This is a genomic window from Limimaricola litoreus (genome assembly GCF_024159025.1).
GTDB classification, from domain to species: domain Bacteria; phylum Pseudomonadota; class Alphaproteobacteria; order Rhodobacterales; family Rhodobacteraceae; genus Limimaricola; species Limimaricola litoreus.
The window spans coordinates 36,270-48,160 of record NZ_JAMYXC010000271.1 but is presented as its reverse complement, the minus strand read 5'-3'; the positions used below and the strand labels follow the sequence as shown (position 1 = coordinate 48,160).

Below are 11,891 nucleotides of genomic sequence, written 5' to 3'. Positions count from 1 at the left end.
GCGCGGCGCGGCGCGCGCCCGGCCTCGAAGCGGTCCAGCGTCACCGGTCCGGCCGACATCGCACCGAAGAGCTGGTCGCAGCCCGCGACGTTGGCAAGCCGCAGGCAGCAGGCCGCCGGGGCCTGCGCGCCAAGGCGCCTGACCTCGGCCGTGACGGCGCGCTCCATTGCCAGCTTGGCCTCGCCGTAGGGCGCGGCCGGTGCGGCGGTGTCCTCTCGGCCGGGGTCTGCCTCCCGGCCATAGACCGCGGCCGAGGACATCAGCAGCACCGGCCCGAGCCTCTCGCGCGCGGCCAACCGCAGCGCGGCCAGCGCCAGATCGGTGTTGGCCGCGAGCGCGTCGGGCGCACCTTCGGTGACGCCCGCCAGAACCACCACGCCGCGCACCGGGCGCGGCAGGGCGGGGGGTGTTTCGCGCATGTCCCAGGCATAGTCGCCCCGGCGGCCGTGCCACAGCGCGGCGCGCCCCATGGGCCAATGGCCGTCATCCGCCAGACGGCGCAGCGCCCGGCCGATGCGGCCGGTGCCGCCGAGAATCAGGGGGCCTGTCTGCGCTGTGTCCGAGATCATCCTTCCCGGCTAACCGATCGCGGCGGATCGCGCCAGATCCCCTCAGCCCCGGAAGGCCGCGCGCGCGCCGATCAGCCGCAAACTGCCGCTCAGATAGCACAGCGCCCCGAAGCCCCATGCCATCGGCGCGAACCAGCCGGGCCACAGGCACAGTGCCACGAAGAAGCCGATCGTCTCGGTGCCCTCCAGCAGGCCGTTCGAGAAATAGAGCGACTTGATGCCCTGCGCCGAGGTCTGCATGGCACGCTTTTCCGCGAGGATCGCATAGCCGAGGAACGTCGTGCCGTTGAAGTAGAAGGCCGCGAGCAGGAAGCCGCCTGCCGCGCCATTGGCCGCCGGATCGGCCAGGACGAAGGCCAGCGGCACCGCGCCGTAGAAGGCGAAATCGGCGGCGATGTCGAGATAGCCGCCCCAATCTGTCCTGCGCGTCGCCCGCGCCACCGCCCCGTCGAGCCCGTCGGCCAGCCGCGAGGCCAGAAGCGGCCAGAGCGCCCAGCCCGGCGCGCCCAGCGCAATGAGCGCGGCCGAGAAGAGCCCCAGGCCCAGCCCCGCCAGCGTCACCCCGTCGGCGGTCGCGCCGCGCCGGGCCAGCGCGCGGCCCAGCCGGTTCAGCGGCGCGTCGATCAGGCGGCGGGCGGCGGCGTCGAGCATGCAAGGCGTCCTTGGCTGGGGCGGACCATCATCGGATGGGGCGAGCCATCATCGCGCCGCGCCAGCCCCGCGTCCATTGCGGGGGCGCGGGATGACGCGATGGTGAGGGGGATCACATCGTGTCGTCGATGATCGGCTGCATCGAGACATAGGTCGAGGTGCCGGCGAGGCCGGGCAGGGCCGAGATCTTACTGCCCAGCACCTCGCGGTAGCTGCGGATGTCGCGGGTGCGCACCTTCAGCAGATAGTCGAAGCTGCCCGCGATCAGGTGGCACTGCTCGACCTCGGTGATCATGCGCACTGCCGCGTTGAAGGCGGCGAGCGAGGCCTCGGTGGTGTCGGCCAGCCGCACCTCGACGAAGGCGACATGATCGAGCCCGAGCTTGGCGGGGTCGATCACGGTGCGAAACCCCCGAATCACGCCCTTTTCCTGAAGCCGTTTGAGCCGCACCTGGCAGGGCGATTTCGACAGGCCGACCCGCACCGCCAGCTCGGTGACCGGAAGCCGAGCATTTGCAGCCAATTCGGCGAGAATGCGATAGTCGGTGCGGTCCAGATGGCTGCCAGTGTCGGAATTGCTCATCTTTCGTCCCGCCAATAACGAAGAAATCAACGCAAAAGGCGCGTCTGCCGTCGATTTTCGGGAAACGCGCCTTAGTTGTTCAGGAGTATGATGATCCGGACATTTACTCAAGGGGGTCCGCCAATGAGCGAGCTTGACGATCTGCGCCACCGCATCCGTGCCGATCATCGACGCGATGAGACCGCGGTCCTCGCCGATCTGATGGCGCGCGACCCGATTTCGCCCGAGACCCGCGCCGCCGCGACCCGGCGCGGCACGGCACTCGTGCAGGCGATCCGCAACGACACGCGCCCCGGAATCATGGAGGCCTTCCTCGCGGAATACGGCCTCTCGACCCGCGAGGGCATCGCGCTGATGTGCCTTGCCGAGGCGCTCTTGCGCGTGCCCGACGCCAGAACCATCGACGCGCTGATCGACGATAAGATCACGCCCTCGGACTGGAGCGCGCATCTGGGCAAGGCCGCATCGCCGCTGGTCAACGCCTCGACCTGGGCGCTCATGCTCACCGGCAAGGTGCTCGACGAAAAGGGCGAGGGGCTCGGCCTCGTGCTGCGCCGCGCGATCAAGCGGCTGGGCGAGCCGGTGATCCGCGCCGCGACCTATGCCGCCATGCGCGAGATGGGCAAGACCTTCGTACTGGGCCGCGACATCGACGAGGCGATCAAGCGCAGCCGGGGCCCGATGAAGAAGGGCGTGACCTACTCCTACGACATGCTGGGCGAGGCGGCGCTGACGGCGCGTGACGCGGCGGGCTTCATGAAAAGCTACGAGGACGCCATCGCGCGGATCTCGAAGGAGGCCGATGCGCGCGACATCCGTGACAACCCGGGCATCTCGGTCAAGCTCTCGGCGCTGCACCCGCGCTACGAGGAGGCCCAGCGCGAGCGGGTCATGGCCGAGCTTGTGCCGCGCCTCCAGAAGCTCGCCCGCGCCGCCAAGGGGGGCAACATGGGCCTCAACATCGACGCCGAGGAGGCCGATCGGCTCGACATCTCGCTCGATATCATCGAGGCGGTGCTGTCCGACCCCGAGCTTGCTGGCTGGGACGGATTCGGCGTCGTGGTACAGGCCTTTGGCCGCCGCGTCGGCGGGGTGATCGACTGGCTCTATGCGCTGTCGGAAAAGCTCGATCGCAAGATCATGGTCCGCCTCGTCAAGGGCGCCTATTGGGACACCGAGATCAAGCGCGCACAGGTCGAGGGCCTGCCCGATTTCCCGGTCTTCACCGAAAAGGCCGCGACCGACGTGGCGTGGCTCTCCTGCGCCAAGCGGCTTTTGGGCATGACCGACCGGATCTATCCGCAGTTCGCCACGCACAACGCGCATTCCGTCGCCGCCGTCATGGAGATGGCGGGCGAGCGGCGCGACTTCGAGTTCCAGCGCCTGCACGGCATGGGCGAGGCGCTGCACGACAAGCAGATCGAGACCGGCGAGACGCGGCTACGCATCTACGCCCCCGTCGGCGCGCATCGCGACCTTCTGGCCTATCTCGTCCGCCGCCTGCTGGAAAACGGTGCGAACTCCTCCTTCGTCAACCAGATCGTCGATGAGAGCGTGCCCGCCGAACTGGTCGCCGCCGACCCGTTCGAGAAGCTCGGCGGTCCGCGCCCCAAGGAGCTGCGCGATCCGCGTGCGCTGTTCCAGCCCGAGCGCGAGAACTCCAAGGGCTGGGATCTCACCGCGCTCGACCAGATCGAGGAGTTCGACACGGGCCGCGCGGCCTTCAAGTCCGCGACCTGGCGCTCCGAGCCGATCCTCGCCACCGAGGAGCCCGCCGAGGGCGCCGAGGTGCTGCCCGTCACCAACCCGGCCGATCCGTCCGACGTGGTGGGCGAGGTGATGATGTCCTCGAAGGCCGATGTCGAAACCGCCATCGCCAATGCGCGCCGCTGGCAGGCCCCGGCCTCGACCCGCGGCACCACGCTGCGCCGCGCCGCCGACCTGTTCGAGGAGAACGCGCATGAGTTCTTCGCGCTCACCGCGCGCGAGGCGGGCAAGACGCCGAAAGACGCCGTGGCCGAGCTGCGCGAGGCGGTCGATTTCCTGCGCTACTACGCCGCCCGCGGCGAGGAGCTGAAGGACCCCGCGCGCGGCACCTTCGCCTGCATCAGCCCGTGGAACTTCCCGCTGGCGATCTTTACCGGGCAGGTGGCCGCCGCTCTCGCCGCCGGCAACGCCGTGCTTGCGAAACCGGCCGAGGCCACGCCGCTGACCGCCGCACTGGGCGTGCGGCTGCTGCACGAGGCGGGCGTGCCGCGCGATGCGTTGCAGCTCCTGCCCGGCGCGGGCAAGGTCGTGGGTGCCGCGATCACCTCCGATCCGCGCATCGCGGGGGTGTGCTTCACCGGCTCGACCGAGACCGCCATCGGCATCGACCGCGCCATGGCCGCTAACATGGACCCGACCGCGCCGCTGATCGCCGAGACCGGGGGCCTCAACGCGATGATCGTCGATTCCACTGCGCTGCCCGAGCAGGCGGTGCGCGACATCGTCAACTCGGCCTTCCAGTCGGCAGGCCAGCGCTGCTCGGCGCTGCGCATGCTCTACCTGCAGGAGGACGTGGCCGAGCGGTTCCTCGAGATGCTCAAGGGCGCCGCCGAAGAGATGGGAATCGGCGATCCGTGGCATCATTCGACCGACGTCGGCCCGGTAATCGACGCGCGCGCCGAAAACGGCATCGTCGAGCATATCGAGAAGGCCCGCGCCGAGGGGCGGCTGATGTGGCAGCTTGGGACGCCCGAGAAGGGCTTTTATGTCGGCCCGACCCTGATCAAGCTGGGCGGCATCGAGGAGCTGGAACGCGAGATTTTCGGACCGGTGCTGCATGTGGCGACCTTCAGGTCGGACGAGATCGACGCGGTGATCGATGCGGTCAACGCCACCGGCTACGGGCTGACCTTCGGCCTGCATACCCGGATCGACGACCGGGTGGAGCATGTGACGCGGCGCGTCCATGTCGGCAACCTCTACGTCAACCGCAACCAGATCGGCGCCATCGTCGGCTCCCAGCCCTTTGGCGGCGAGGGGCTGTCGGGCACCGGGCCCAAGGCGGGCGGGCCGAACTACGTCGCGCGCTTCACCGAGCCAATGCGTATCGCCTCCCAGCCGGCCAATGGCCGCGAGGTGCCCAGCGAGAAGGTGCAGGCGCTGCTCGACGCGGCCATGCCCGATCCCGATCGCAGGGACACCGTCACCCTGCCGGGGCCGACGGGGGAATCGAACAGGCTCTCGGTCGTGCCGCGCGGCACTGTCCTCTGCCTCGGCCCCTCCGCCGAAGAGGCGCAAGCGCAGATGGAGACGGCGCGCGTCGCAGGCAACGCCGCGATCGGCATCGCGCCGGGGCTTGCGGGCGAGCAGACGCTCGACGGCACACTCGACCCGGCGGCGCTGGAGAAGCTCTCGGGCTTCGACGCGGTGGCGCTGCGCGGCGGCGCGGATGCCCTGCGCCCCTTCCGCGCGGCACTCGCCGCGCGCGAGGGCAAGCGCATCCCGCTCCTGTCCGAGGAAGACATCGAGATGCGACTGCATCTGGAGCGCCATGTCTGCGTCGACACCACGGCGGCGGGCGGCAATGCCAGCCTGCTCGCCAGCGTCGGCTGACCCGGGCCGGGGCCATGAGGCTCTGGCCAATGCGCTGCCGGACCGTCGTGGCAGGTGTATTTGAAGAAAGATGAAAGGGAACGGCGTCGCTCGAATGGGTGACGCCGTTTCTCGTCTCGGAGGCAGGGAGTGACGGCGTCACGGCGAAGTGTCGCTTGTCATGCAAAAACAGGGACCGCGTTCTGCCGGATCGGGTCTAAGCTTTCATCGTCATTAGTCAGGGGAGGGGCGCATGACGATGCAGATGTCGCTCGACGACAAGTACACGGCCGAGACCGGCCACGTCTTTCTGACCGGTATCCAGGCGCTGGTGCGCCTGCCGATGACCCAGATGCGGCGCGACCGCGCCGCCGGGCTCAATACCGGCACCTTCATCTCGGGATATCGCGGCTCGCCGCTGGGCGGCTACGACCAGCAGCTGATGGCCGCGCGCAAGCATCTCGACCCGCTCGACATCCGCTTCCAGCCCGGCGTCAACGAGGATCTCGCCGCCACCGCCGTCTGGGGCAGCCAACAGCTTGCCCTGTCAGAGGGCGCGAAGAAGGACGGCGTGCTCGGCCTGTGGTACGGCAAGGGGCCGGGTGTGGACCGTTCGGGCGACGTGCTGAAACACGCCAACGCCGCGGGCACCTCGGCCCATGGCGGCGTACTGGCCATCGCGGGCGACGACCACACTTGCAAATCCTCCTCGATCCCGCACCAGTCGGACCACGCCTTCATCTCGGCGCTGATGCCGATGCTCTACCCCTCCTCGGTGCATGAGTTTCTCGAACTGGGGCTGCTCGGCATCGCCATGTCGCGCTACTCGGGCTGCTGGGTCGGCTACAAGGTCATCTCCGAGACGGTCGAGACCTCGACCGTGATCGATCTCGGGCAGGAGCGGCGGCAGTTCCTGCTGCCCACCGATTTCGAGATGCCCGAGGGCGGGCTCAACCTGCGCTGGCCCGATGCGCCGCTGGTGCAGGACGAGCGGCTACAGGAGCACAAGGGCTTCGCCGCGCTGGCCTTTGCCCGCGCCAACCGCGTCGATCAGGTCACCATCGACACACCCGATGCCCGTTTCGGCATCGTCGCCTCCGGCAAGGCCTATGAGGACGTGCGCCAGGCGCTGGCCGAGATGGGGCTCGGGCCCGAGGAGTGGAAGGCGATCGGGCTGAGGCTCTACAAGGTGCGCATGCCCTGGCCGCTGGAGCCCGAGGGCATCCGCCATTTCTCCGAGGGGCTCGACGAGGTGCTGATCGTCGAGGAACGCCGCGAGATCATCGAGAACCAAATCAAGCAGCAGCTGTTCAACTGGCGCGCCGACGTGCGGCCCCGCATCGTCGGCAAGCACGACGAGAAGGACCGCCCCTTCCTGTCGCTTTCCCAGGGCCTCACCGTGGGCTCCGTCGGCCGCGCCATCGCCGACCGCCTGCTGCACATCGACCTGCCCGAGGGGCTGCACGACCGGATCGAGGCCGAGCTGAAGCGGCTCGAGGCGGGCCATGCGCGCGGGGCCGGCCACGAGGCGCCGATCACCCGCCTGCCGCATTACTGCCCGGGCTGCCCGCACAACACCTCGACCAAGGTGCCCGAGGGCTCCAAGGCGATGGCCGGGATCGGCTGCCACTACATGGTGCAGTGGATGGACCGCAACACCGAGACCTTCACCCATATGGGCGCCGAGGGCGTGCCGTGGTCCTCGATCGGGCTCTTCACGGAGGAGAAGCACCGCTTCGTCAACCTTGGCGACGGCACCTTCTTCCATTCCGGCCATCTCGCGATCCGCCAGTCGGTCGCGGCCCGCGCCAACATCACCTACAAGATCCTCTACAACGACGCCGTCGCCATGACCGGCGGCCAGAAGGTCGACGGGCCGCTCTCGCCCGAGCAGGTGACGCATCAGGTCAAGCACGAGGGCGTGGCGAAGATCGTGCTGCTCTCGGACCACCCTGAGAACTACTCCGCCTCCGAGCTCGCGCCCGGCACCGAGATCCGCCACCGCGACGAGATCGACGCGGTGATGAAGGAGCTGCGCGAGATCGAAGGCGTGACTGTCATGGTCTATGTCCAGACCTGCGCCGCCGAGCTGCGCCGCCGCCGCAAGCGCGGCAAGGCCGATGATCCGGACATGCGCGTGCATATCGATCCCGCGGTCTGCGAGGGCTGCGGCGATTGCTCGGTGCAGTCCAACTGCATCGCGGTCGAGCCGCTGGAAACCGAGCTGGGCCGCAAGCGGCAGATCAACCAGTCGGCCTGCAACAAGGATTTCTCCTGTCTCAAGGGTTTCTGCCCCTCCTTCGTGACGCTGCGCGGCGCCAAGCCGCACAAGCGCCCGGCGGCCGAAGGTCCCGATGTCTCGATGCTGCCCGAGCCGCAGCTGCCCGAGATCACCCGGCCCTGGAACGTCGCCGTCACCGGGGTGGGGGGCACCGGCGTGCTGACCATCGGTGCGCTTCTGGGCGTGGCTGCGCATATGGAGGGGCTCTCGCCGATGATCCTCGACATGGCGGGGCTCGCGCAGAAGGGCGGCGCGGTGCTGAGCCACATCCGCATCTCCACCCATGAGCGGCCCGCGACCGCGCCGCGCATCGCGACCGGCACCGCCGACCTGCTGCTCGCCGCGGACAGCGTGGTGGCGGCTTCGAAGGACGGGGTGACGCTGTGCGACCCCGAGCGGACCCATGCGGTGATGAGCACCAAGCTCTCGCCCACTTCGGATTTCGTGCGCCAGCGCGATTTCGACTTCCGCTCGGCGGGCGTCATGCGCGCGGTGGAGAAGACCGTGCGCTCGCCTGAGCATTTCCACGACTTCGCCCATGTCGCGCGCGAGCTGTGCGGCGACGAGATCGCGGTCAACATCATGATGCTGGGCTATGCCTGGCAGCAGGGCTTCATCCCCGTGGGTCGGGAGGCCATCGCCCAGGCGGTGCGGCTCAACGGCGTGGCAGTGCAATCCAACCTCGACGCCTTCGACTGGGGCCGCGTCATGGCGGCTGACCCGGCGCGGGTGATCGCCGAGATGGGCGAGACCGACGAGCCGCCGCATCTGCCGCAGGCAAGCATGTCGCTCGACCAGCTCGTGGCGCATCGCACCGGCCATCTGACCGCGTATCAGGACGCCAAGCTTGCGCGGCGCTACACCGATCGCGTGGCACGGATGCGCGCCGCCGTCGAGGGCCACGCGCAGGCCGACAGGATCACCCGCGCGGTCGCGCAGAACTATGCCAAGCTCCTGTCCTACAAGGACGAGTACGAGGTGGCGCGGCTGTTCACCCGGCCCGAATTCACCGAGAACCTGAAGAAGCAGTTCGACGGCGACTACAAGATCGCCTTCAACCTCGCGCCTCCGGGCCTGCCCGGCACGGATGCCGAAGGCCGCCCCAAGAAGCGCGAGTTCGGGCCGTGGATCCTCAAGGCGTTCGGGCTTCTGGCGAAGGGCAAACGCCTGCGTGGCACAGCGTTCGACGTCTTTGGCCGCACCGAGGAGCGCCGCGCCGAGCGGGGGCTGATCGCAGCTTACGAAGACGACATGGATCTGGCGCTGTCGAAGCTGGGGCAGGGGCGCGACGCCGAAATCCTCAAGCTGCTGGAGCTGCCCGACCAGATCCGCGGCTACGGCCCGGTGAAACGGGCGGCGATGGAGCAGGCGGCGCCAAAGCGCGACGCGCTGCGCGCCGCGATCATGGACGATGCGCCGCAGACGCTCGCGGCGGAATGAGGGGGGAGCGGATGTTCGATCATGCTATGAAGTTCGATCTGGGGGATGACGGCGACAGCTTGCGCGAGACGGTGCACCGCTGGGCGCAGGAGCGGGTGAAGCCGCGCGCCGCCGAGATCGACAGGTCCAACCTGTTTCCCGCCGACCTGTGGCGCGAGATGGGCGATCTGGGCCTTCTGGGCATCACCGTGCCCGAGGAATATGGCGGCGCTGACATGGGCTATCTCGCGCATGTCGTTGCGGTCGAAGAGATCGCCCGCGCCTCGGCCTCGGTGGCGCTGAGCTACGGCGCGCATTCCAACCTCTGCGTCAACCAGATCCGGCTCAACGGCAACGACGCGCAAAAGGCGAAATACCTCCCCAAGCTGGTCTCGGGCGAGCATGTCGGCGCGCTTGCCATGTCCGAGGCAGGCGCGGGCTCCGACGTCGTCTCGATGAGCCTGCGCGCCGATCGCATCGATGGCGGCTGGACGCTCAACGGCACGAAATACTGGATCACAAACGGCCCCGACGCCGACACCCTCGTCGTTTATGCCAAGACCGACCCCGAAGCCGGCTCCAAGGGCATCACCGCCTTCATCGTCGAGCGAGGCATGAAGGGCTTCTCCACCTCCGAGCATTTCGACAAGCTCGGCATGCGCGGCTCCAACACCGCCGAGCTGGTGTTCGAGAATGTCGAGGTTCCCGAGGAGAACGTGCTGGGCGAGGTCGGGCGCGGCGTCGCCGTGCTGATGTCGGGGCTCGATTACGAGCGCGTGGTGCTCTCAGGGATAGGCACCGGCATCATGGCCGCCTGCCTCGACGAGATCATGCCCTACCTCGCCGAGCGCAAGCAGTTCGGGCGTCCGATCGGGGAGTTCCAGCTGATGCAGGGCAAGATCGCCGACATCTACACCAAGCTCGGCTCGGCGCGCGCCTATGTCTATGCCGTGGCCCGCGCCTGCGACGAAGGGAGGGTGACCCGCGCCGATGCCGCCGCCTGCGTGCTCTACGCCTCCGAGGAGGCGATGGTGGTGGCGCATCAGGCGGTGCAGGCAATGGGTGGCACCGGCTTCATGAACGAAAGCGCGGTCTCCCGGATCTTCCGCGACGCCAAGCTGATGGAGATCGGCGCTGGCACTTCCGAGATCCGCCGCATGCTGATCGGGCGCGAGATGATGGCAAAGGTGCGCTGATGGGGGTGCTGCGCTCATCGCTGTCGCCCTCCTCCGAGGGCTTTCGCGAGAACGAGGCCGCGCAGCGCGCCGCGATGGAGACGGTGCGCGAAGCCGTCGAGGCGGCCCGCGCGGGTGGTGGCGAGAGGGCGCGCGAGCGGCATGTCTCGCGCGGCAAGCTGCTGCCCCGTGACCGCGTCACCCGGCTGCTTGATCCGGGCAGCCCGTTTCTGGAGGTCGGCGCCACGGCGGCGCATGGCCTCTATGACGGGGCCGCGCCCGGCGCGGGGCTAATCGCGGGCGTCGGCCGGGTCGAGGGGCAGGAGGTCATGGTGCTGTGCAACGACGCCACCGTGAAGGGCGGCACCTATTACCCGATGACCGTCAAGAAGCACCTGCGCGCGCAGGAGATCGCCGAGGCGAACCACCTGCCTTGCGTCTACCTCGTCGACTCGGGCGGCGCGAACCTGCCCAACCAGGACGAGGTCTTCCCCGATCGCGACCATTTCGGGCGGATCTTCTACAACCAGGCCCGGATGAGCGGGAAAGGCATTCCGCAGATCGCCGTGGTGATGGGGTCGTGCACGGCGGGCGGCGCCTATGTGCCCGCCATGTCGGACGTCACCATCATCGTCAAGGAACAAGGCACCATCTTCCTCGCCGGCCCGCCCTTGGTAAAGGCTGCCACCGGCGAAGTCGTTTCGGCCGAGGATCTGGGTGGCGGCGACGTGCACACAAGGCTGTCGGGCGTGGCCGACTACCTCGCCGACGACGACGCGCATGCGCTGGCGCTGGCGCGGCAGGCGGTGGCGGGGCTGAACCGCCGCAAGCCCGAGACGGTGGTGACCCGTCCCGTCGAGGCGCCGCTCTACGACCCGGAGGAGATCCTCGGCGTGGTGCCCGCCGATCCGCGCAAGCCCTACGACATCCGCGAGCTTCTGGCCCGCGTGCTCGACGGCTCGCGCCTCGACGAGTTCAAGCCGCGCTACGGCGAGACGCTGGTGACGGGCTTCGCGCATATCATGGGCATGCCGGTGGGCATCATTGCCAACAATGGCGTGCTGTTCTCCGAGGCCGCGCTGAAGGGCGCGCATTTCGTCGAGCTGTGCTCGCAGCGGAAGATCCCGCTGGTCTTCCTGCAGAACATCACCGGCTTCATGGTGGGTCGCAAATACGAGGCGGGCGGCATCGCCAAGGACGGGGCCAAGCTGGTCACGGCGGTGGCCAGCACCGAAGTGCCGAAGGTCACGATGATCGTCGGTGGCTCTTACGGCGCTGGCAATTACGGCATGTGCGGCCGCGCCTATTCGCCCCGCTTCCTGTGGACATGGCCCGCCAGCCGGATCGGCGTGATGGGCGGCGAGCAGGCGGCAGGCGTCATGGCGCAGGTGCGCGGCGAGGCTTTGGCGCGGCAGGGCAAGCCCTGGACCGAGGAAGAGGAATGGGCCTTCAAGCAGCCCCTGCGCGAGACCTTCGAGGAGCAGGCGCACCCGCTCTATGCCTCGGCCCGGCTTTGGGACGATGGGATCGTCGATCCGCGCAAGACCCGCGAGGTGCTCGCGTTGTCGCTCTCGGCGGCGTTGAACGCGCCCATTCCCGACACGCGCTTCGGCGTCTTCCGGATGTGAGGTGGC

General features: G+C 68.7%; 7 protein-coding genes. 4 read left to right on the top strand and 3 right to left on the bottom strand.

What is annotated here, in order from left to right; genetic code table 11:
- The 3 genes from NHG85_RS16945 to NHG85_RS16935 form a co-directional block, all read right to left on the bottom strand.
- On the bottom strand, window positions 1-569 hold a 569-nt coding region (locus tag NHG85_RS16945; protein WP_253334613.1), incomplete at its 3' end, for an NAD-dependent epimerase/dehydratase family protein.
- A 42-nt stretch (window positions 570-611) separates the two neighbouring features.
- Window positions 612-1,220 carry a CDP-alcohol phosphatidyltransferase family protein gene (locus tag NHG85_RS16940; RefSeq protein ID WP_253334611.1) on the bottom strand — a complete coding sequence of 203 codons (609 nt, stop codon included), beginning with the start codon at window positions 1,218-1,220 and terminating at the stop codon, window positions 612-614.
- A gap of 112 nt (window positions 1,221-1,332) precedes the next feature.
- Window positions 1,333-1,803, bottom strand: coding sequence for an Lrp/AsnC family transcriptional regulator (locus NHG85_RS16935; RefSeq protein ID WP_253334609.1), 471 nt, complete (start codon window positions 1,801-1,803; stop codon window positions 1,333-1,335).
- Window positions 1,804-1,926: 123 nt separating this feature from the next.
- Between NHG85_RS16935 and putA the strand changes: the two genes are divergently transcribed.
- From putA to NHG85_RS16915, 4 genes are all read left to right on the top strand, one after another.
- Entirely contained in the window at window positions 1,927-5,403 is a 3,477-nt protein-coding gene (gene putA, locus NHG85_RS16930; protein WP_253334607.1) for a bifunctional proline dehydrogenase/L-glutamate gamma-semialdehyde dehydrogenase PutA, read from the top strand.
- A gap of 232 nt (window positions 5,404-5,635) precedes the next feature.
- Window positions 5,636-9,103: an indolepyruvate ferredoxin oxidoreductase family protein gene (locus NHG85_RS16925; RefSeq protein ID WP_253334605.1), complete on the top strand. Its 3,468-nt coding sequence runs from the start codon at window positions 5,636-5,638 to the stop codon at window positions 9,101-9,103.
- A gap of 11 nt (window positions 9,104-9,114) precedes the next feature.
- On the top strand, window positions 9,115-10,278 hold the full coding sequence (locus NHG85_RS16920) for an isovaleryl-CoA dehydrogenase (RefSeq protein WP_253334603.1): 1,164 nt from the start codon (window positions 9,115-9,117) through the stop codon (window positions 10,276-10,278).
- A complete protein-coding gene (locus NHG85_RS16915; RefSeq protein WP_253334601.1) occupies window positions 10,278-11,885 on the top strand; it encodes a carboxyl transferase domain-containing protein in 1,608 nt (535 codons plus the stop codon). The genes NHG85_RS16920 and NHG85_RS16915 overlap by 1 nt, the downstream gene beginning before the upstream one ends.
- Window positions 11,886-11,891 lie beyond the last annotated feature (6 nt).

What these genes read in the sequence shown, in the direction of transcription:
- NHG85_RS16940 (WP_253334611.1), bottom strand. Translation starts at nt 1,220, where the DNA reads ATGCTCGACGCCGCCGCCCGCCGCCTGATCGACGCGCCGCTGAACCGG.
- NHG85_RS16935 (WP_253334609.1), bottom strand. Translation starts at nt 1,803, where the DNA reads ATGAGCAATTCCGACACTGGCAGCCATCTGGACCGCACCGACTATCGC.
- putA (WP_253334607.1), top strand. Translation starts at nt 1,927, where the DNA reads ATGAGCGAGCTTGACGATCTGCGCCACCGCATCCGTGCCGATCATCGA.
- NHG85_RS16925 (WP_253334605.1), top strand. Translation starts at nt 5,636, where the DNA reads ATGACGATGCAGATGTCGCTCGACGACAAGTACACGGCCGAGACCGGC.
- NHG85_RS16920 (WP_253334603.1), top strand. Translation starts at nt 9,115, where the DNA reads ATGTTCGATCATGCTATGAAGTTCGATCTGGGGGATGACGGCGACAGC.
- NHG85_RS16915 (WP_253334601.1), top strand. Translation starts at nt 10,278, where the DNA reads ATGGGGGTGCTGCGCTCATCGCTGTCGCCCTCCTCCGAGGGCTTTCGC.